This window comes from Henriciella sp. (assembly GCF_029936995.1).
Lineage (GTDB): Bacteria > Pseudomonadota > Alphaproteobacteria > Caulobacterales > Hyphomonadaceae > Henriciella.
Window position 1 is genome coordinate 824005 of sequence record NZ_JAPYRE010000001.1, and the last position, 20771, is coordinate 844775.

Consider the following 20771-nt stretch of genomic DNA (forward strand, 5'->3'; position numbering starts at 1 on the left):
ATGGCCAAGGGTGCCTATATTAACGGTAAGTGGAGCGCTGGCGGCGGAGACTGGTTCGAGAAAACCTGTCCGGCCACTGGCGAAACAAGCTGGGAAGGTCAGGCTGCCAGTCCGGCCCAGGTCAATGCGGCCGTCGAGTCTGCACGAAAAGCAGGTATAGCCTGGCGGCACGTGCCGCAGGATACGCGCACGAAAATTCTTGAGGCATATGCACTGGAAGTAGAGCAACGCGCCGACAGGATTTCCGATGCGATCAGTCGCGACATGGGCAAGGTCAAATGGGATTCGATGTCCGAAGCGGGCGCAATGAAGGGCAAGATTGCGGTCTCCATACAGGCGCAGATCGAGCGGGCCGGTGGCAAGTCCAATGAGACGGCGTTCGGCGCTGCGCACCTGACCCACCGTCCACACGGCGTCATGGCTGTGTTTGGGCCATTCAACTTCCCGGGACACTTGCCCAACGGGCATATTGTGCCTGCGCTTCTAGCGGGGAATACATGTGTGTTCAAACCGTCCGAACTGGCGCCGGCCGTGGCGGATATCATGATGGAATGCTTCGAGGCTGCCGGATTGCCGCCGGGAGTGGTGAATGTCGTCCACGGTGGCCGCCATACAGGCGCGGCCCTTCTCGAAGCCGATATCAACGGCCTTCTCTTCACTGGCTCTGCCGGGACAGGCACGGCGTTTCACCGCCACTTTGCCGGACGGCCCGATGTCATCCTCGCGCTGGAGATGGGCGGTAATAACCCGCTCATCGTCTGGGACCCGGCAGATGTCGATGCAGCTGCCGATATTGCTGCCCAGTCGGCCTGGCTGACGACAGGCCAGCGCTGCACATGTGCGCGTCGCATTTTCGTGCCGGACAACAGTTTCGGCGAGAACGTCATCGAGGCGCTAGTTGCGCGTGCTAAGGGGCTCAAAATCGGGGCCTGGGACGAGGAAGATGTCTTCATGGGGCCACTGGTGTCACAGCAGGCCGCGGAAGCAGCTATAGAGTTCCAGACCATGATCTCGAAGGCGGGTGGCAAGCCGCTACGCCGTATGAAGCGTATGGATAGAGGGGGCGGGTTTGTCACAGCTGGCGTCATCGATATCACCGATGCCTCCAATATTCCTGATGAAGAACTGTTCGGCCCGCTGGTGCAGGTCTGCCGCGTGAAGGATTTCGATACAGCGCTCAGCATGGCGAACGATACGCGTTTCGGGCTCTCGGGCGGGCTTGTCAGCGATGATAACGCGCTGTGGCTGAAAGCGCATAACGAGATGCGCGCTGGTATCCTCAACCGGAACCGCCCGACAGTTGGCGCGGCAGGGAACATGCCGTTCGGCGGGCCGGGCCTTTCCGGCAATTCGCGCCCGGGGGCCTATTATGCGGCAGACTATTCCGCCTGGCCGCAAGCCAGCCAGGTTGCCGAGACTGCGCAGAGACTTAAAGCTAAAGGATTTCCAGGCTGATGAGTGCGCGTGAGGTCAATTTCGACGGCCTGATCGGGCCGAGCCATAATTATGGCGGCATGTCTGAAGGCAATCTCGCCAGTGCGAACAATGCTGGCGACGTGTCGAACCCGCGTGAAGCTGCGGTTCAGGGGCTGGAAAAGATGCGGATGCTGATCCGCGCCGGTCTGACGCAGGGCGTACTGCCGCCACTGCCGCGCCCGAATTTCGACCTTCTCGCCGCGGCTGGTTTCGGCGGATCGGATGCAGAGATTGTCGAGCTGGCGGGAAAAAAAGCACCCAAGCTTCTCAAGGCGGCTTACAGCGCCAGTTCCATGTGGGCGGCGAATGCGGCGACAGTCTCGCCCTCCGGCGATACAAGCGATTCGCGCCTGCATCTGACCGCGGCTAACCTCTCTACGATGTTGCACCGTTCAACCGAGCATCCGGATATGACGGCGGCGCTTGTCTCAATCTTCGCGGATGAAGACCGTTTCGCCGTCCATGGGGCATTGCCTGCCCACCCGGATTTTGCAGATGAGGGCGCAGCCAACCATGTCCGCCTTTGCGCCGAGCATGGCGCGCCGGGGGTTGAGCTGTTCGTATTTGGCAGGGATGCCGGAGAAAGCGCGGTCGGCTTTCCGGCCCGACAGACAAGGCTCGCGTCGGAAAGCATCGCCCGTGCGCACGGCCTCAGGGATTCGCGAACCCTTTTTGTGCGCCAGTCACGTACTGCAATCGAGGCAGGCGCGTTTCACAATGACGTCGTCTGCGTCGGCACGCTGGATACGCTTTTCTTCCATGAACAGGCATTCGATGACAGTGAGGCCGTGCTGAACGCAATCCGCGAGGCGGCTGGCGACGATTTTGAGCTGAAGCCCGTCATGGTGCCACAGGAAGAGGTTCCGCTGGAGGATGCGATCTCGTCCTATCTGTTCAACTCACAGCTCCTGCAATGGCCCGGTGAGGACAGGCTTGTCCTGCTTGCTCCGCTCGAGACGCAGGAGACCGAAAGCACAAGAGCCTTCTGCGAAGCCATGGTCGCTGGGAATGGCCCGATCGGGCGTGTCCAGTATGTCGATGTACGCCAGTCCATGCGCAATGGCGGCGGCCCGGCCTGTCTGCGTTTGCGTGTCGTGATGAGCGATGATGAGATCGCTTCTGTCCACCCTGGCGTTATGCTGGATGAGACAAAGATCGATGCGTTGCAGGGTATTGTCAGGCGTACTTACAGGGACCGGCTGACGCCAGCCGACCTCGCCGATCCGCAATTTGCCAATGAATGCCAGATTGCGCGCGAAGCGCTGCTTGAAGAGCTGGGGCTTTCCAGTCTCGTCTAGTCAGTCTGCTTCGGCAAACCGCCCGCCAGCTTTCGCATAGGCCTGCGTACCCTTCGTGATGACTTCGTCACGCTCCAGAACGTCCTCGGGCCGGTAATCGAACTTGCCCTGCAAACGTTCATAAATGGGCGCGAAGTCTGTCTCGACAGTTGCCTGGAAGAGCTGGTCGTAGGAATCGATGACGAAATAGGTCTGCTGGAAGTCGTCGATCCGGTAGTCGGTCTGCATCAGGCGCTCAAGTTCGAATCCGATCCGGTTGGGAGACGGGTCTTCCAGGGCGAAGATGCTCTCGGTCTTGGAGGAGACAATGCCAGCGCCATAGATGCGCAGGCCCTGGTCTGTACGGATCAGGCCGAATTCGACGGTATACCAGTAGAGTGCGGCAAGGTTCTTCAGCGCGGCATAGTTGAGGCTGCGCAGACCACCCTTGCCATAGGCTTCCATATAGTCGGCAAAGATCGGATTTGTGAGCATCGGTACGTGGCCGAACACATCGTGGAAGACGTCCGGCTCCTGTAGATAGTCGAGCTGGTCACGTTTTCGGATAAACTGGCCAGCCGGAAAGCGCCGATTGGCAAGATGATCGAAAAACACCTCATCCGGAACCAGTCCCGGTACAGCGACAACGCGCCAGCCTGTCAGCGATTCCAGCTCGTCTGACATTGTCTCGAATTCTGGAATGCCACCTTTTCCGAGGTCTAGTGCCTTGAGGCCATCCATGAATTCCGGCGCCGCGCGGCCGGGCAGAACGTCGATCTGGCGTTTGTAGAGAAGATCCCAGACAGAATGGTCTTCTGCTGTATAATCGCTCCAGCCTTGGTCGATGGTCCAGTCGTCGCGTGCGTGGTCGGGTTTTTCAAAATGGTTGCTCATGCAACTATTATAACGCAAAACGCGCTAAATGAAATGGAAAGCCGGTTTTCGCACTGGCACAAAAGATTTTGAGGAAAGGAAGCCAAGCCAATGAAACTTGCCAGCCTGAAGCAGGGCCGCGATGGCCGCCTTGTCGTTGTCTCCAAGGATCTCACGAAATATGCTGATGCCAGCCATATCAAACCGACTCTCCAGGCCGCGCTTGATGACTGGGACCTGACAGCTCCCAAGCTCGCACAGCTCGCGGAGTCCCTGGAAGTTGGCTCAGTACCGACAGAGCGGTTTCACGAGCACGACTGCGCATCACCACTGCCGCGCGCCTATCAATGGGCAGATGGCTCGGCCTATATAAACCATGTCGAGCTTGTCCGGAAAGCACGTGGCGCCGAGGTGCCGGAAAGCTTCTATTCCGACCCGCTTATGTATCAGGGTGGCTCCGACAGTTTCCTTGGGCCCCGCGATGCGATCCCGCTCAAGGACAAGAAATGGGGGCTGGATTTCGAGGCTGAAGTCTGTGTCGTCACAGGCGACGTGCCAATGGGGGCCAGCAGGGAAGCGGCGTTCGACCAGATCAAACTGGTTCTGATCTGCAACGACGTCAGCTTGCGCGGGCTCATCCCGGGAGAGCTGGCAAAAGGCTTCGGTTTCTTCCAGTCCAAACCCTCCAGTGCTTTTTCGCCTGTTGCGGTGACACCCGATGAACTCGGCGACGCATGGAAAGATGGCAAACTGCACCTGCCGATGCTGTCGACTTACAATGGCAAGCCTTTCGGCAGGCCCGAATGTGATGTCGATATGACGTTCGATATGGGCACGCTGGTGGCGCATGCCGCGAAGACCCGGCCACTTGGAGCTGGCACGATTATCGGCTCGGGTACGATTTCCAACCGTGACGCCGACGGTGGTGCTGGCAAACCGGTTGCCGATGGCGGGCTAGGGTATTCGTGTATTGCGGAAATCCGAATGATCGAGACCATTCGCGATGGTGAAGCGAAAACCAGTTTCATGGATGTCGGAGATACAATCCGTATCGAGGTGAAAGACAAGGATGGCCATACCGTCTTTGGCGCAATCGAACAGGAAGTGGTGAAGGCATGAGCGAATTGAAGCTCTATGATTACTGGCGTTCTTCTGCCGCTTACAGGCTGCGTATCGCGTTCAATCTGAAAGGTGTCGAATTCGACAGTACGGTCGTGAATATCGCACCCGGCGCAGATGAGCAGATGGGCGCCCCTTACAAGTCCATAAATCCGCAAATGCGGGTCCCTTCCATCGAGGTGGATGGGAAGGCGGCCAGTCAATCCATGGCGATCCTTGAATGGATTGAAGAGACATGGCCCGAGCCGGCATTGCTGCCGAAGGAGCCGTGGGCGCGCCTACAGGTTCGTGGCTTTGCGGATCTGATCGCCTGTGACGTCCATCCGCTCAACAATCTCTCCGTGCTCGGCAAGCTCCGTGAAGGGTTTGGTGCAAATAAGGAAGCGATTGCCGAGTGGTATCGTGACTGGATCGTTCGGGGGTTTACTGCCCTTGAGGCACAGGCGGAACGCGCTTCTGGCCACAGCTTCCTGTTTTCAGACCAGCCCGGCATCGCCGAGATATGTCTTGTTCCTCAGATGTATAATGCCAGGCGGTTCGAAACACCGCTTGAGGCGTTTCCGCGACTGGTTGAGATCGATGAAAAGTGCAAGGAAATTGACGCCTTTCGGCGTGCTGCCCCCGAAGCTGTGAAGCCAGACTAGTTCGTATGGTAAGCCTTCAGCGCGTAGCCATCTGCCGTAAATTCGAAGAAGTGCGGGATATCAGGATGTGAGACAGGCGTTTCGCTATCATCCGGGACCAGATTGCCCTCGGAGACGTACGCCACATAGTGGCTTTTGTCGTTTTCGGCGAACAAGTGGTAATACGGCTGGTCCTTTGCGGGACGCATATCCTCGGGAATGGCTTCATACCATTCATCGGTGTTTGCAAACTCCGGATCGACATCGAAAATCACGCCGCGAAAGTCGAATATCCGGTGCTGTACGACCTGGCCGATCTGGAACTTTGCCTGGCGTTGATCAATGGCATTATGGAGAATGTCTGTCTCTTCCATAGCAGGTTCGTCCGCTGGCGTTTCGCTCGGAGCTGCTGCCTGTCCCCCCCTGTTACGGCGAAACAATGCGGCAATCCGCTTTCCTATTCCGTTTGCATGGCTCATGACGATGCAATGTGATAGACCATCCGCTAACCGACAAGATTTGGGCCACACATGGCTGAAAAAAATTCGCGCAGGCCCCGGTCAAATGGCCACTCGCCGCGCAAGTCCAACGGGGGGCCGCTCTACGCCGCGGTTGACCTCGGCACGAATAATTGCCGCCTGCTTGTGGCGACGCCGCACCGCGGTGGCTTTACCGTGGTCGATTCCCACTCTCAGATTGCGCGTCTAGGCGAAGGGCTAGCGGATACCGGCCGATTGTCAGAAGCCGCTATGAACCGGGCCTATAATGCCCTGGAGGCCATTTCGGAGAAGCTCAAGGCCCGCCGCGTGGGTCGAATCCGTTGTATTGCGACAGAAGCCTGCCGCAAAGCTGAGAATGGTTCGGAGTTCATCCAGAATATCCGCGACCGCACCGGGCTGACATTCAAGGTGATCGGTGCGCACGAAGAAGCCCGGCTGGCACTCATTGGCTGTCACAATCTTATGCACCCCGAAGCAGATAATATCCTCGTTCTGGATATCGGGGGTGGCTCGACGGAAGTCTCGCTGGTGGACGCGGCCACGGCCCGCGATATGGGGTTGAAGGGAATGCTGCACCGCGCACCTATCAAGGCCTGGACGAGTATTCCCTACGGTGTGGTGACCTTGACCGAAGCCTTCAGTCATATGGATGAGCAGGAGGCTTATCCAAGAATGCTGGAGCTGGTGAAATCCCATGTCGATGGGTGGGCTAATAAGCATGGAGTGCGCCAAGCCCTGGCAGCGTCGTCAGCGCATATCATAGGCACTTCAGGAACGGTGACTTGCGTGGCGGGTGTGAATTTTGGCCTTGAGCGATATCGGCGCGATCTCGTCGACGGAAAATGGATGGAGAGTGCAAGCTGCCGCGAGACCATGAACAGCCTGATTTTGGCAGGTCCGGAAGGTCGCGCGCAGTTTCCGACGATTGGCGAAGACCGTGCAGGACTCATGCTGGCGGGGTGTGCGCTTATGGAAGCTGTGTGGTCACTGGCACCAGACGCCCGCATGCGGGTTGCTGACAGAGGATTGCGCGAGGGGCTGCTCCTGTCGATGATGCGTGGCCCCAAAAAACGCCGGCGCCGCAGAGGTGGGCGTTCGCGCGGGAAAGCGGGGAAAGTGTCACAGATTTCCGCGGAGACGAAGTCATGAGCGATGATGGAAAACGACGCTGGAAAGGCCCGCCAAAAGGAGGAAAGGCCAGTTCCGGGCGCCGCATGGGCGAGCGCAAGATCATCGCGCACAATGCCCGTGATGAAAGCTCCAAGCGCTGGATCGAGCGCCAGCTCACGGATCCTTATGTGCAGCGCGCCAAGGCAGAGAATTACCGCGCCAGGGCGGCCTACAAGCTGCTCGAGATTGATGAGAAGACAAGCATATTGAAAGGCGCAAACCGTGTCGTGGACCTCGGCTCTGCACCAGGAGGCTGGTTGCAGGTCTGCCTGCGGCGCGGTGTTAAGGAGATCGTCGGAATCGATCTCCTTCCGGTCGATCCGGTCTCCGGGGCTCATATTGTTCAGGGCGATATCAACGAACCAGACGATGTTGCCTCGATGCTGGAAGGCCTTACGGGGCCCCCGGATCTTGTTCTTTCCGACATGGCGGCCAACACAACCGGCCATAAACAGACTGACAGCCTTCGCACAGCAGCGCTGGCGGAAATGGCATTGTGGTTTGCCGGGGAACATCTCGTGCAGGGCGGCAGTTTCTGTTCCAAGGTCTTCCAGGGTGGAGCGACGCCGGACATGATGGTCGAGCTGAAGCAGATGTTTCGAACCGTAAAGCACATCAAGCCTCCCGCCAGCCGGGCTGGTTCGCCTGAGTTGTTTGTTGTTGCCCAAGGATTTCGCGGAAAGGCGGAATGAAGGGCCACCGGATTATCCTTCATCGGGCACCTGCAGAGATGCGGGCAGCCGCTTTTGATCGGGATGATCGGCCTGTCGGGCTGTTTTTTCAGCGCTGGAATGGACAGAATGAACCGGCGAGGCTCGGTGAGGTGGTTTCGGCGCGCCTGAGACAGGTATCACCCGGCGATGGCGGTGCCTTTTTCGAACGCGATAATGGTGAAAGCCTTTTCGTGCGTGGCAAGCTGCCCGCCGGGCTGACAGAAGGTGCGGAGCGCGATCTCGAAATCAAGGGAGAGGCACGCCGTGGCAAACTTGCCCGGGCCAGGCTGTTAAACGGGACGGAGAATACTTCAAAAACAGCACTGGAACGCTGGATAGACGCGTTTCCGGGACAATCCTCTCGCCCTGAAATCGCTGATGGGCCGGAGGTGATGGACCAGGTCCAGGCCGCTTTTGACGAGGCTATGTCTTCGAAAATCGGTCTGCCGCGCGGCGGGCTGATCCGGCTGGAGCGTACGGCTGCCCTGATCGCCATTGATATCGACACAGCCGGGCGGATGCAGAAGGGCAGTGCAGGGGCGAGGGCGCTCAGCACAAACCGGGAAGCGGTCGCTGAAGCTGCACGCCAGATCGCGCTCAGGGACTGGGGCGGGCTGGTCGTCATTGACTGTATCTCTCCCATTACAGCCGAGGCTGGTGCGAAACTGCGCGAGACCTTCCTGAAGACCTTCCAAGCCATCTCTCAGCGTGAGGTGGAGGCGTTGAAACCCTCGCCCTTCGGCCTTCTGGAGACCAAGATCGCCTGGGGCGCGAGCCCTGTGGAGGACCGGCTTCTGGATGAAACCGGCAAGCCGACACCTGAGACGGAACTGCTCGGCCTGTTTCGGGAGGCTGAACGGGAAGCGGCTGCCAGCAGGGCTGCTTTTTTCAGGCTCACCCTGTCGCCGCATGCCCTGAAAGCCTATATCTCGCGCCGGAAAGAAGCCGATTCCATCCTGAAATCGGCTTTTCATGGCCGGGTCTCGATCGCCAGCGGGACAGGCCAAGCATCGGTAGTGAGGCGCGAATGAGCAAGGCCAAATGTCCCGTCTGCGAGAAGGCGCCGGCTGATCCGGCATTCCGGCCCTTCTGTTCCAAACGCTGTGCGGATGTCGATCTCTCGCGCTGGCTCAAGGGCTCTTATGCAATTCCTGGCCGCCCGTCCGACCAAGCGGAAGAGACGCCGAGTTACAAGGAAGAACGCGACGAGTAGCCTTTTCCACTGACCCCCACGCAGACGGGGATCTTTGGAAGCTTGTTTTATATTTCCGCATGAGGGGATTATTTTATAGCCGCCCCTCTTTCCCTACACACGCAACAGATGCGCTTCAGCCTCGTCGCGGTGTTTCTTGAGGTATTTCATGAAGGGGGTGCCGCCGGTGCCGACTTCAGTGTCATTGCCCGCCGCATCGCTGGCCTGCTTGTTGATGTAGGTGGCGGCGTATTCGAGGTGGCGGGTACGGAAGCGGGTGAGCTGGCGGACATTGTCGTTATAGAGCTCGCGGATGCTCTTGTCGGAGGAGGCTTCGACCCATTGGCGCAGCTGGCTGGCGTCGCGGACATCCTCGATGAAGCGGCGGTGCCCGACGGGGCGGTAGGCGTGCAGCTCATCCAGGAAATGGCGTAGTGGGTCTGCTGCGTGACCGACCTGTAAGAGCGCGTCCATTGTCGGCACTATAGAGGATTGCGAGCCGGTCTGGCCGCGGAAAGCCTGCGGGGTGTCACCGGCTTCAGCGACACCCTCATAGATGAGGCCATCGCCCAAGGCCGGATTGTCCTTCCAGCCGTGGATGTAGGGGCGCACGCGGTTGAAATAGATATAGGGGTCGCAGCGCTCGGGCATCCGGTCGAAGATGGCGTTGACCGCTTCCCAGCCCTCGACGAGGCGGGCGAGGCCGGCGCTGACGCCAACGGCATCATGATTTGTGCAGGCCTCAAGGAGGTCGGGTATCGTGGCTAGCATGTCCCCGGCGCGCGCCTCGATGGCGACATGGACGAGGACGAACCACGCCTCGTCAGCGCCCGAGAGGAAAGGCTGGATCATGTAGATGTTGGAGAGATCGACAGGGCCGTCGTGATCGATCTTTGCCCAGTTATCGAGGACATAGGAAGAGTAGGTGAGCAAAGGCTGCTGGTCGAGCGCGGCGGCGAGCTGCCAGCCAGGTTTTGCGAGGCATTCCGGCAGGGATTTCGGCGCCTCCGGCTCGCCCCAGACATAGGCCTGGATCATGAAGGTGTAATGGACGAAGGCCTTGCGGATCTGTTCGTTGCTGGCGTCCTTGCAGAAGGCTTCGAGGTCGATGACGGGCATGCGTTCGAGGAGTTCGCGCACGCGGCCGGTGATCATGGTGTGCGGCAGCTCCATCGCGGCATCGACAGCCGGCTTTAGATAGGCCGGAAGGACGACCTGATCGGCATCGTGGCGGCAGAGAAAACCGCGCTCGCGTGAGATATCGTACTGGTCGAGCGACTTAAGACTGGTCATGCGAACCCCCTTGATGGTTGTTTTTGCAACTAAAGTCTCACCCTGCGTCAACTTGTAAAGCCTGCGATTTCAGTTCCGGACGCAAAAGGGGGGTTCCAGAACGCCCGCGACTCCCTTAATAGGCCGAAAAGGGAGCACCCCACATGAAAATCCGCCAAGCTATTACCTTCGATGACGTGCTTCTCCAGCCCGGCCCGAGCGAGGTCATGCCGTCAAATGTCGACACCTCGACCTGGCTGACGAAGTCGATTCCCCTCAACATGCCGCTGCTGTCTGCCGCGATGGATACCGTGACAGAGGCGCGCCTCGCCATTGCGATGGCGCAGTCCGGCGGGATCGGCGTGGTCCACCGCAACATGACGGTGGAAGAGCAGGCCGGACAGGTCACGCAGGTCAAGAAGTTCGAAAGCGGGGTTGTCATGAACCCCGTGACCATCGCACCTGATGCCACACTGAAGGACCTTCAGGACATGAAGGCCCGCACCGGCTTTTCCGGCATCCCCGTGGTTGAGGGCGATGGCCGCGTGGTCGGCATTGTCACCAACCGGGATACGCGCTTTGTCGAGGACATGAATGCCAAGGTGGCGAGCCTGATGACGCGCGAGGTCGTCTCGGTGACCATGGCCGCGCCGATCGAGGAGGCCCGTCAGCTGCTCCACAAGCACCGGATCGAACGGCTCGTCATCACTGACGAGGCGGGCAAGTGCGTCGGTCTGCTGACCGTGAAGGACATGGAGAAGGCGCAGCTCAATCCTAACGCCGCCAAGGACGACCAGGGGCGCCTGCGCGTGGCGGCGGCCTCCACGGTGGGCGATGCGGGGTTTGAACGCACGCAGGCGCTGATTGATGCTGGGGTGGATGCCGTGGTCATCGATACCGCGCACGGACATTCGCAATCGGTGCTGGATGCCGTGACACGGGTGAAGAAGCTGTCGAACTCGGTGCAGGTGATCGCGGGCAATGTCGCGACAGGCGATGCGACCAAGGCACTGATCGATGCAGGGGCCGATTGCGTGAAGGTCGGTATCGGGCCGGGCTCGATCTGTACGACACGGGTTGTCGCTGGTGTCGGTGTGCCGCAGCTCACCGCGATCGAGGATTGCGCCGAGGCCGCGCAGAAGACCGGCACACCGATCATTGCGGATGGCGGGATCAAGTTTTCCGGCGATTTTGCCAAGGCGATGGCGGCAGGCGCCTCGACGGCGATGATGGGCTCGGCCTTTGCTGGCACCGAGGAAGCGCCGGGCGAGGTGTTCCTGTTCCAGGGGCGCAGCTACAAGGCGTATCGCGGCATGGGCTCACTTGGTGCGATGTCACGCGGTTCGGCGGACCGGTATTTCCAGAAGGAAGTGGAAAGCGACAAGCTGGTGCCGGAGGGCATTGAAGGCCAGGTGCCGTTCAAGGGGCCGGTCGGCAATATCATCCACCAGATGGTCGGCGGGCTGCGCGCGGCGATGGGCTATGTCGGCGCGAAGACGATCCCCGAGCTGCACGACAAGGCGCAGTTCATCCAGATCACCGGGGCGGGCCTTTCCGAGAGCCACGTCCACGATGTGACGATGACCCGCGAAGCACCGAACTATTCGATCAGTCGCTAAATCGATTGCCGTTTTCGGTGATCTTCATTAAATCCATCGTTGAAATTCGCGATGGAGGGTCGTGTGAACCAAATCCGTTTGATGCTTGTCGCTGCTGTTTGCGCTTTGGCAGCTCCACAAGGTGTGACGCAGGAAGATGTACCTGAAAGCTGCAAGGCTGCTATCGCAGGTGAAAGCGAGAATATGCAGCGATGGAAACCCTGCTTTGAAGACGCTGAACCTAATTCCGGGCCGTGGTTTCTTGCTGCGGTCAATCTCGGATCGGACGCGTTTTACCGAAACGACCATGAAACTGCGGCTTATTACTATAAGTTGACGAGTACCGAACGCCTGAACACAGTGAGTGATATTCTCTTACACACGAATCGCGCGGCAACATTCAATAAGACAGGCGATACCAAACTTGCTAGTCAGGACGCACTGATTGTCTGGCGTTTATACAAGGCTGGTGAGACGAGAATGCCTGGTACGCCATTGAGCGACCAGCTGAAGTTTTATGTCCTAATGAATGTTCTTGAACCGCTTCAGAAGGCAGATCCTGCGGCTTTCGAGGAAGCCAAGACGCTGTTCGTAGTGCTCCCTGCATCCGACGTTTATCACCGCGCCAATAAGGCGGCCGCACTTTCCAATGTTGGTGAAACCGAGGCTGCGTTGGCGGAGAGTTATATCCTGATAGAAGAGATGCCGAAGAACGCACAAATTCTGAACAATCATTGCTATATGCTGCATGAAACGGGTCGCAACGAAGAGGCAGAACCTTTCTGTCGCAGGGCGCTTGGGGTGGAACCAGAAGCATCGCATATCAAGCATAGTCTTGCTTCTGTGCTTGCTGGTTTGGGGCGGTGTGAGGAAGCAGAATCACTGCGTATCGAGGCGGAGATGGCGTCTCCATCTACAGCGCTCTACAGTGAACCCCTAGTCTGTACGAAATAAAGCAAGCTTAGAATAGATACGGCTAAAGGTCGGGGCGGAGTCTCGGACAGCGCCTTGTGGCGCTTCCGGGATGACGGAAAAAGAATTACCCGGCTGCCCGCCACATCGTCGTGACCACAGGCGCGGTCCCATCGACGCGGAAGTCTCCGGTACGCTCGAAGCCCAGTGAGCGGTAGAAGCCGTCATTCACCGGGTTGGTGTTTTCCAGGTAAACAGGCAGGCCCTTCGCGTCGGCGGCGGCGAGGACTGGGTTGATGAGGCCCTTGCCGAGCCCGGTGCCGCGGGCGGCCTTGCGGGTGCCGACCGTGAAGAGATAGGCGTGCGGCTCTTTCGGGTGATGGGCCGCCATCGTCTTCGAGACCGACATGATGCGCTTCATCGTGCCAGGCTCGGCATGCAGCCTCTGGGCGATGATGAGCTGCCACATGGCGAGGAAGGAAAGCTCCTGCCTGGCGTCATGCATGGCCCACATGGTCGCGCCGCCGTTGCTCGCGATATGGCAGAAGCCGGATCTCAGATAGATGTCACGCGCCATGATGCGGAAGAGTGGCTTCAGCGCGCGGGTGCGGCCAAAAATCCAGAGATTGAACGGATCTTCGGCAAAGGCTTCGGCGGTGATGTCGCCGAGCTGGCGCCAGTCGCGGCGCGTGGCAAGGCGGATGCCGTCTGGCAGGTCTATGTCGAGCATGTGCCCCCTCACTGTTTCCTCCATCGCGATTGGACGCTAACACGGGCGCCTTCGCAAGAGAGGGCCTGAAGATATGCGCGACGGCGGACGGATAGCAGCGGCGATTGATGTTCTCACGGATGTACTGAACCGTCATCAGCCGGTGAAGTCGGCCGCGCGCGACTGGGGCAAGCGGGCGCGCTATGCCGGCTCGAAGGACCGGGCCTGGGTGTCGGGGCTGGTGCTGGATGCGCTGCGCAAGAAGAACTCGATTGCCCACGCGATGGGCTCGGATGAGCCGCGCGCCCTCATTCTCGGCGCACTCGCGCATGCCTGGAAGTGGGACATCATGAAGATCGACAGCGCCATGGACGAGCAGCACGCTCCGTCCGCGCTGACACTGGACGAGCGCGAGCGGCTGGTCATGGCACCTGACGTGACGGCGGAGCCGTGGGTGGCGGGCGATTATCCCGAATGGCTGGAACCTATGATGGACCGTGTGTTCGGAGAGGAGAAGGTCGTCGAGGGCCAAGCCATGGCCGTGCGCGCCGATGTCGATATCCGGGTCAATACGCTGAAGGTCGATGCAGAAAAGGCGGGCGGGCCGATGCGCTCTGCTGATGCAGTGGAATCTCCTCTACTAAAGAACGCATATCGTATCCCGGCACGCGACCCGTCACAGCGTGAAGCCTCGCTTGAAAGCATTCCGGCCTACTCCAAGGGCTGGGTCGAGGTTCAGGATGCAGGTTCCCAGATTGCAGCGGCGGCCGCGAACGCGACCGGCGGCGAACAGGTGCTCGACTATTGTGCAGGCGGGGGCGGCAAGACGCTGGCGCTCGCGGCAATGATGGGCGGCAAGGGTCAGATCCATGCCTATGACATTGACGGGCGCAGGCTGAGTGCGCTGATCCCGCGGCTGAAACGCTCAGGTGCGCATAATGTGCAGCTGGTACATCCACGCGAGCCGGAAGCGCTCGAAGCGCTTAAGGCACAGATGGATGTCGTCTTCATCGACGCGCCTTGCACGGGGACGGGGACCTGGCGCAGGCGTCCGGATGCGAAGTGGCGGCTGAAGCCGAACGCGCTCAACAAGCGCATCGAGGAACAGAGGGATATCCTTGGAAAGGCTTCTGAGTTCGTGAAGCCCGGCGGGCGGATTCTCTATGCGACATGTTCTTTCCTGCAAGAGGAGGATGAAGACCGTGTGGCGGAATTCCTGTCCGGCCATGAGGACTTTACCGAAGTGAACGCGGCCGAGCAGGCGATTGCGTCTGGCCTCCTGACGGAGGAGGGGGCGGCGATCGTGAAGGCAGGTTGTGTCAATGGAACATCGGTGCGGCTAACGCCGCGCAGTGCGGGCACGGACGGATTTTTCTTCGCGGTGCTGGAGCGCGGCAACTGAAAGGCCTAGCCTGTGACTGAGTCGGACCCAGTCAGGGAAAAAGGGCACTTTCATGCAGGATGACCTGCCAGACCATAAACGCTTCGAGGCGACCAACCGGCAGTATTTCGTCCTGGCCGGTGTCGGTGCGGTGTTCGTCATCCTGCTTACTTTCCTGCGTACCCCGGACGATGAAGCGGCCTATCGGATCAATATCTGGCTGACCGTGCTGTTTGCGATCATCACGCTGATCGGGGCGGCAGCAGCCCTGTTCCGGCGGTCATGGTTGCGGCTCGACCAGGAAGGGTTTGAATCGAGCGAACTTCGTGCCCTCGGCAAGGTGAGCTGGGGGGATGTCTCTGAATTCAGGCTGTATATCCAGCGAATGCGCGGCATGCCGTCTGCAAAACAGGTGGCCTTCGAGGTCACAGGAGAGAAACAGAAGGTGATGTCGCGCCTGTCCGGCCTTCTGTTCAACGGCACGGTGCGGCTGACGGAAAACTACCGTATCAAGGGTGAGGAACTCGTGACATTGATGAATGCCTTTCGTGAGCGGGCATTGGCAAATGCAGAGCAGAAGGGAGCTGGCGATACATAGGAGGTAGGCCAGCCCGATGCCTAGCGTGGTTTGGCGGCACCGCCCATCTGGTACAGGCTCGAAATGAGATGGCGTTGGCGCTCATTCAGTTCCGGGCGCCAGACTTCGAAAATCAGGACATAGCGCGGGCTGTCGCTGCGGTTCCAGGCTTCATGCTCGATCGTGTCATCAAAGATGAATACCTCTCCGTCTTTCCATTCGCGGGTCTCGTTGCCGACACGGAAGCCGCACTGTCCGGGCAGGATGATCGGCAAGTGACAGATGAGCCGGGTGTTGAACTGGCCGTGATGCGGCGGGATCGAGGCGCCGGGCTTCAGCAGGGAAAACAGCACCGACTGCGCCGGAGCCGGCCGGGCATCCTCGCCGATATCATCGATGGCGGCCATGGTCTGCGGGCAAAGTGAGATATTGTCTTCCTGCCGCTCGCCCTGCTTGATGAGATAGAAAGCGCTCCAGTCGGGATTGTCGAGAAGGGGGTGGGAAACAGCCTGGCCCTCACGTCCGCTGGCTTCGACATAGGGAGCGAAGCGGTTGGCCTCGCTTGCCTGACGGTCCAGCAGGGCCTGGAGTTCGGCACGGATGGCAGGCGTCTTCGCTGCAAGATTTTCAGTCCAGCTGAAATCGCGCAGGGGATAGAACTGCCGGTTTGGCAGGCCTGGATAGTAGAAGCGGGTCGGCTTCGAGGTGAAAGGCTGAATGCGCCCGGCCAGGATGTTCAGTGACTGGCGGAAGAGGTCATCATCCTCGCCGCTGCCGACATCATGATCGCGGGCGAAAGCATCGACGGGATGTTCGGCTAATTCTCTTGGAGTGGCATCCTCACCAAGGAATTCGCGCGCGGCATCCACGAGTTGTTCAATCTCGCGATTGCGGACCGCAAGCCCCGACAGGCCCGCCAGCCCTTTCCTGAAAGCCACCTCGGCTTCAGCCCTGCGATTTGCCCCAAGCAGCGCCTGACCATAGTGAAGGCGCGCGCGCACACTTGCAGGCTCGACCTCGAGGGCCTTTTCGAGCGCGGCGAGGCGCGCATCCATGTCCCCCAGAAGGGATTTTGCGAAGGACAGCGCGACCCAGACATCCGGTCCTGGCCAGCCCATCTCTGTGGCGCGGGTGAGGGCCGCATTGGCGGCGCGTCCATCCTGCGCTTGCAGCGCCTGCATCCCGGCAGCGGCTTCGGCGCGGGCCTTTTGCATCTGATCTTCCATGAAAGGAACTCCTTGCGGCATCCGACTCTTCCCGACATCCCGATTAGCGGTTAGGAGGCGTCATGGCCAGCACACCCGATTCCGTTGCAGACAAGCACGAACATGTCCTGATTGTCGATTTTGGCTCTCAGGTCACCCAGCTTATCGCCCGGCGCCTTCGTGAGAGCGGCGTCTATTGCGAAATCCATCCATTCAACAAGGTGGACGCCACTTTCATAGATGCGTTTGATCCGAAGGCGATCATCCTGTCAGGCGGCCCTGCGAGCGTCACCTGGGAGGACAGCCCGCGTGCAGATGACGCCGTCTTTACACGCGGCGTGCCGGTGCTCGGCATCTGTTACGGCCAGCAGGTGATGATGGAGCAGCTGGGCGGCAAGGTCGAAAGCGGGACCAGCCGCGAGTTCGGTCGTGCCTTCATTGAGCAGGTCACAGAGAGCGAGTTGCTGGGTGGGCTGTTCGAAGGCGAGGACGGCAAGGAAGAGGTCTGGATGAGCCATGGCGACCATGTCGCAGAGCTCGCGCCGGGCTTCGGCGTCATCGCGAAATCTCCGGGCGCACCGCTGGCGATCATCGCGGACCTGGAACGCCGCTTCTACGCGACACAGTTTCACCCGGAGGTCGTTCATACCGTGCATGGCCGGAAGATGCTGCGCAACTTCACGCACGCAATTGCCGGACTTTCCGGCGACTGGACGATGGCAGCCTATCGTGAGGAAGCGATCGAGAAGATCCGCAAGCAGGTCGGCGACGGCAAGGTGATCTGCGGGCTCTCGGGCGGGGTCGACAGTTCCGTCGCCGCGGTGCTGATCCATGAGGCGATCGGCGAGCAGCTGACCTGCGTTTATGTCGATCACGGCCTGATGCGTATGAATGAAAGCGAGGAGGTCGTTGGACTCTTCCGCGATCATTACAACATTCCGCTTGTCCATGTGGATGCGAGTGAGACTTTCCTCGGCGCGCTGGAGGGCGTCAGTGACCCTGAAAAGAAGCGCAAGACGATTGGCGGGCTCTTCATCGATGTGTTTGAAGAAGAGGCAAAGAAGATTGGCGGGGCAGACTTCCTCGCTCAGGGCACGCTTTATCCGGATGTCATTGAGAGCGTGTCTGCGATTGGCGGGCCGTCAGTAACGATCAAGTCCCACCACAATGTCGGCGGGCTGCCTGAGCGGATGAACATGAAGCTGGTCGAGCCGCTGCGCGAACTGTTCAAGGACGAGGTACGCGACCTTGGCCGCGAACTGGGCCTGCCGGAAGCCTTTGTCGGCCGCCATCCCTTCCCGGGGCCTGGCCTTGCGATCCGCATTCCCGGCGAAATCACGCGCGACAAGGCTGATACGCTGCGCAAGGCGGATGCGATCTATATCGAGGAGATCAAGGCGGCGGGGCTCTATGACGTGATCTGGCAGGCATTTTCGGTGCTCTTGCCGGTGAACACGGTCGGGGTGATGGGCGATGAGCGCACCTATGAGGCTGTGCTGGCGCTGCGTGCAGTGACATCGACCGATGGGATGACGGCCGACTACTACCCCTTCGACCACGCTTTCTTGGGCCGGGTGGCGACGCGCATTATCAACGAGGTGAAGGGCGTGAACCGGGTGGTCTATGACGTGACCTCGAAGCCGCCAGGCACGATCGAGTGGGAATAATCCGCCGCCTTTCGGGGACTATCCGAATTCTCAATTAAATACAATTAAATCAGTGCTTAAGGTGGCGTTTGGTTTCGCTGCCTATCGGCCTCTATCGCCCTCCAGCGTATGCGCGAAACGGTATAGGGTGACAGTATTCGATCACCGCTTCATCGGCTAATCTTCAATTACCGTCAGGTCGAAATCAGTGCCTGACGGTATTTTTCTCAGCTAAAATGCTGAAAAGATTGGAGAAAAAATTGAGATACCGGTCATTTTGACCTGACGGTATTTTGATGGTGATGCGGGGTCGTAATGCTGACAGACATCGCGCTCAAGGCGCTGAAACCAAAAGAGAAAATGTACAAAGTAACGGACCGGGACGGACTCTACGCAGCTGTCTCGCCTACGGGGACGGTGACGTTCCGGTTCGATTACAGGATCAACGGTCGGCGAGAGACGCTTACCATCGGTCGTTATGGGCGATACGGAATCTCACTGGCTGTGGCCCGGGAACGTTTGCGGGACGCGAAACTGATGATCGAACAGGGGCGGTCCCCGGCCAAGGAAAAGAAGCGTGAAAAGCAGAGACGCTTCAAAGGGGGCACATTTGAAGAGATGGCCAATGCATGGCTGGAGCGGGAGGAGATTGCCGATAGTACCCGAGACATGCGGCGGGCGATCGTGCAGCGTGACCTCATCCCGGCCTTCGGCAAATGCCTGCTTCCAGAGATCCAGTCTGAGGACCTGCGTGAACTCTGTATCAGGGTGAAGAAGCGGGGCGCGCCATCGACTGCGCTGCATGTTCGCGAATTTACCAAACTGATCTTCGATTTCGCCCGGCTGCAAGGTGTGAAGATCGACAACCCTGCCGACGATGTTCCTTCTGTTGCCATTGGACGGCTCCGGCCACGGGAGCGATCTCTCTCACCGCTCGAAATCCGCATCACGTATCGTATTCTGGATCAGGTCGCAGCCAACCCGACGCTCAAGCTGGGTGTAAAATTCATCCTGCTGACGCTGAAGCGAAAGTCCGAAGTCACGCACGCCACCTGGGATGAAATCAACTTTACCGATGCTGTCTGGACGATCCCGAAGAAGCGGATGAAGACCGGGCTGGATCACAATGTCTATCTCTCCACACAAGCGCTTGATATCCTATATGCCCTGAAGACCTGTGCCGGTGGGTCTCGCTACGTTTTCCCGTCCCGCTATGACAGCTTCCGTCCTGTATCCAACGCGGCTTTCAACCGGATCACGGATGCCGTCGGGAAGGTGGCTCAGGACATGGAGCTGCCCATGGAACGCTTCACGATCCATGATTTGAGGCGCACGGGGTCGACTTTGCTCAATGAGCTCGGCTTCAATCGGGACTGGATCGAGAAGGGCCTTGCGCACGAGGATCGGCGGTCATCGCGGGGCATCTACAACAAGGCTGAATATGCAGACCAGCGCCGGCATATGCTTCAGGAATGGGCGGATATGATTGATGCCTGGGTCGAAGGAAAAAGTCGCAGAGCAGTGCTCGTGCCCGAGAATATGGCCATATACTCCATCGGGGCAAAGATGTGACTCAGGGCCGAGATGATGTGACGGGCCGGTAGCGGCGTTCGGTCACATCAGGGTGGCATACTTTGGAGCGGTCTGTTTCGTTCTTCCGAGTCTCGATCCACCCGAGAACCTCCTCCAGCGACCAGACGACACAGCGAGGTGTGAGATAGAAGCGTCTGGGGAATTCGCCCTTCCGTTCCAGTTCGTAGATCGTCGTGGCGGACAGGGGGACCAGGCGTTTCAGTTCTGATCTGCGAATTATGCGGTGCGTTTCGATATTGACGTGGTCCACGGACAAATCTGGTGCTGGCGGACACCTTCGGTCAGTATCTTCGCCTGATATGAGCTCACTGGCGAACTTTCGGAGCACATCTTCAGCGCCAGGTTTAAGCCGGTGCGCCATCATTTCTGTCCCACATTTCTGTACCAAGATTGCGACATGCGAAAATTCTGCGGCTTAGTGGGCGGTGGTACAAGTCTTAGCCTGGCTAATCCTCTGCGAACGCATGGCAGTGGTGCCAATGTTGCGCAAACAGCCATGTTGGAGTCCGTCTATGTGGGATAATGGCCATCCAATATCTGATATGTTCAAGGTTTTTTGGTCACCCAAGAAATTTCAATCGTTCCAACCCGCTTGGGCCAGGTAGTGAAAGTCTCTTGATGTATACGTGTATACCGCGTTAGTGCCCGCCTTTCTGAAAGGGCCGGGACGCGCAACAAGTCGATTTGTAACATATGATGAGCATCGCAGACGCCAGCAAGCCAGATGCCCGCTCTTGAAAGAATGACCGGGAAGTTCTGTTGAAATCCCGGCCGCCAAGTCGAACACAGCAGACTGCAAGCTTGTTGAGACGCAATACTTCACCGCGTGACTTCGGAAGCAATCTCCCTGTTTCGCTTTACAGTCTTCAATTCTTCTATCGCCTGCAGCGTGATTGCCCACGAGGAGCGCAGGAAAAGGCCTGACAGAAGGGCCG

Annotated in this window: 20 protein-coding genes; 14 read left to right on the forward strand and 6 right to left on the reverse strand. The window is 59.0% G+C overall.

Going from position 1 to position 20771, the window contains the following annotated elements:
- Window positions 1-1455, forward strand: a complete 1455-nt coding sequence (gene astD / locus Q1K31_RS04060; protein ID WP_300376979.1) for a succinylglutamate-semialdehyde dehydrogenase — start codon at window positions 1-3, stop codon at window positions 1453-1455.
- Window positions 1452-2774, forward strand: coding sequence for an N-succinylarginine dihydrolase (locus tag Q1K31_RS04065; RefSeq protein WP_367187522.1), 1323 nt, complete (start codon window positions 1452-1454; stop codon window positions 2772-2774). Before astD ends, Q1K31_RS04065 begins: the two co-directional genes overlap by 4 nt.
- Here the strand turns inward: Q1K31_RS04065 and phhA are convergent, their stop codons facing one another.
- On the reverse strand, window positions 2775-3647 hold the full coding sequence (gene phhA / locus Q1K31_RS04070; RefSeq protein ID WP_300376983.1) for a phenylalanine 4-monooxygenase: 873 nt from the start codon (window positions 3645-3647) through the stop codon (window positions 2775-2777).
- A 90-nt stretch (window positions 3648-3737) separates the two neighbouring features.
- On the opposite strand from phhA, the gene Q1K31_RS04075 reads away from it, so the two are divergent.
- Both Q1K31_RS04075 and maiA read left to right on the forward strand, forming a co-directional pair.
- Entirely contained in the window at window positions 3738-4745 is a 1008-nt protein-coding gene (locus tag Q1K31_RS04075) for a fumarylacetoacetate hydrolase family protein (RefSeq protein ID WP_300376985.1), read from the forward strand.
- Window positions 4742-5389 (forward strand): maleylacetoacetate isomerase, encoded by a 648-nt coding sequence (maiA, locus tag Q1K31_RS04080; protein ID WP_300376987.1) that lies wholly within the window; start codon window positions 4742-4744, stop codon window positions 5387-5389. Before Q1K31_RS04075 ends, maiA begins: the two co-directional genes overlap by 4 nt.
- Here maiA and hspQ read toward each other — a convergent pair.
- Complete coding sequence (gene hspQ / locus Q1K31_RS04085) at window positions 5386-5712, reverse strand: heat shock protein HspQ (RefSeq protein WP_367187523.1); 327 nt, start codon at window positions 5710-5712, stop codon at window positions 5386-5388. The genes maiA and hspQ overlap by 4 nt on opposite strands.
- Before the next feature lie 186 nt (window positions 5713-5898).
- On the opposite strand from hspQ, the gene Q1K31_RS04090 reads away from it, so the two are divergent.
- The 4 genes from Q1K31_RS04090 to Q1K31_RS04105 are packed head-to-tail and all read left to right on the forward strand — an operon-like array spanning window position 5899 to window position 8964.
- On the forward strand, window positions 5899-7017 hold the full coding sequence (locus tag Q1K31_RS04090; RefSeq protein ID WP_300376991.1) for a Ppx/GppA phosphatase family protein: 1119 nt from the start codon (window positions 5899-5901) through the stop codon (window positions 7015-7017).
- Complete coding sequence (locus tag Q1K31_RS04095; RefSeq protein ID WP_300376993.1) at window positions 7014-7730, forward strand: RlmE family RNA methyltransferase; 717 nt, start codon at window positions 7014-7016, stop codon at window positions 7728-7730. Before Q1K31_RS04090 ends, Q1K31_RS04095 begins: the two co-directional genes overlap by 4 nt.
- A complete protein-coding gene (locus Q1K31_RS04100; protein ID WP_300376995.1) occupies window positions 7727-8782 on the forward strand; it encodes a ribonuclease E/G in 1056 nt (351 codons plus the stop codon). The genes Q1K31_RS04095 and Q1K31_RS04100 overlap by 4 nt, the downstream gene beginning before the upstream one ends.
- Window positions 8779-8964 (forward strand): DNA gyrase inhibitor YacG, encoded by a 186-nt coding sequence (locus Q1K31_RS04105; protein WP_300376998.1) that lies wholly within the window; start codon window positions 8779-8781, stop codon window positions 8962-8964. Before Q1K31_RS04100 ends, Q1K31_RS04105 begins: the two co-directional genes overlap by 4 nt.
- A 93-nt stretch (window positions 8965-9057) precedes the next feature.
- Here Q1K31_RS04105 and Q1K31_RS04110 read toward each other — a convergent pair whose 3' ends face one another.
- Window positions 9058-10236: an indoleamine 2,3-dioxygenase gene (locus Q1K31_RS04110; RefSeq protein ID WP_300377000.1), complete on the reverse strand. Its 1179-nt coding sequence runs from the start codon at window positions 10234-10236 to the stop codon at window positions 9058-9060.
- 143 nt (window positions 10237-10379) lie between these two features.
- Here Q1K31_RS04110 and guaB point away from each other — a divergent pair, with 143 nt between their 5' ends.
- Both guaB and Q1K31_RS04120 read left to right on the forward strand, forming a co-directional pair.
- Window positions 10380-11834: an IMP dehydrogenase gene (gene guaB / locus Q1K31_RS04115; protein ID WP_300377002.1), complete on the forward strand. Its 1455-nt coding sequence runs from the start codon at window positions 10380-10382 to the stop codon at window positions 11832-11834.
- Window positions 11835-11897: 63 nt separating this feature from the next.
- A complete protein-coding gene (locus tag Q1K31_RS04120; RefSeq protein WP_300377004.1) occupies window positions 11898-12767 on the forward strand; it encodes a hypothetical protein in 870 nt (289 codons plus the stop codon).
- Between the two features lie 85 nt (window positions 12768-12852).
- On the opposite strand, the gene Q1K31_RS04125 is transcribed toward Q1K31_RS04120, so the two are convergent.
- Window positions 12853-13455: an N-acetyltransferase gene (locus Q1K31_RS04125; protein WP_300377007.1), complete on the reverse strand. Its 603-nt coding sequence runs from the start codon at window positions 13453-13455 to the stop codon at window positions 12853-12855.
- A gap of 73 nt (window positions 13456-13528) precedes the next feature.
- On the opposite strand from Q1K31_RS04125, the gene Q1K31_RS04130 reads away from it, so the two are divergent.
- Entirely contained in the window at window positions 13529-14836 is a 1308-nt protein-coding gene (locus Q1K31_RS04130; protein WP_300377009.1) for an RsmB/NOP family class I SAM-dependent RNA methyltransferase, read from the forward strand.
- 52 nt (window positions 14837-14888) lie between these two features.
- On the forward strand, window positions 14889-15413 hold the full coding sequence (locus tag Q1K31_RS04135; protein WP_300377011.1) for a hypothetical protein: 525 nt from the start codon (window positions 14889-14891) through the stop codon (window positions 15411-15413).
- A 20-nt stretch (window positions 15414-15433) separates the two neighbouring features.
- Here the strand turns inward: Q1K31_RS04135 and Q1K31_RS04140 are convergent, their stop codons facing one another.
- A complete protein-coding gene (locus Q1K31_RS04140; RefSeq protein ID WP_300377013.1) occupies window positions 15434-16618 on the reverse strand; it encodes an aspartyl/asparaginyl beta-hydroxylase domain-containing protein in 1185 nt (394 codons plus the stop codon).
- A 62-nt stretch (window positions 16619-16680) separates the two neighbouring features.
- Here Q1K31_RS04140 and guaA point away from each other — a divergent pair, with 62 nt between their 5' ends.
- Both guaA and Q1K31_RS04150 read left to right on the forward strand, forming a co-directional pair.
- On the forward strand, window positions 16681-18264 hold the full coding sequence (guaA, locus tag Q1K31_RS04145) for a glutamine-hydrolyzing GMP synthase (RefSeq protein WP_300377015.1): 1584 nt from the start codon (window positions 16681-16683) through the stop codon (window positions 18262-18264).
- Window positions 18265-18558: 294 nt separating this feature from the next.
- Window positions 18559-19815: an integrase arm-type DNA-binding domain-containing protein gene (locus Q1K31_RS04150; RefSeq protein ID WP_300377017.1), complete on the forward strand. Its 1257-nt coding sequence runs from the start codon at window positions 18559-18561 to the stop codon at window positions 19813-19815.
- 1 nt (window position 19816) lies between these two features.
- Here Q1K31_RS04150 and Q1K31_RS04155 read toward each other — a convergent pair whose 3' ends face one another.
- Complete coding sequence (locus tag Q1K31_RS04155; protein WP_300377019.1) at window positions 19817-20086, reverse strand: AlpA family transcriptional regulator; 270 nt, start codon at window positions 20084-20086, stop codon at window positions 19817-19819.
- Window positions 20087-20771 lie beyond the last annotated feature (685 nt).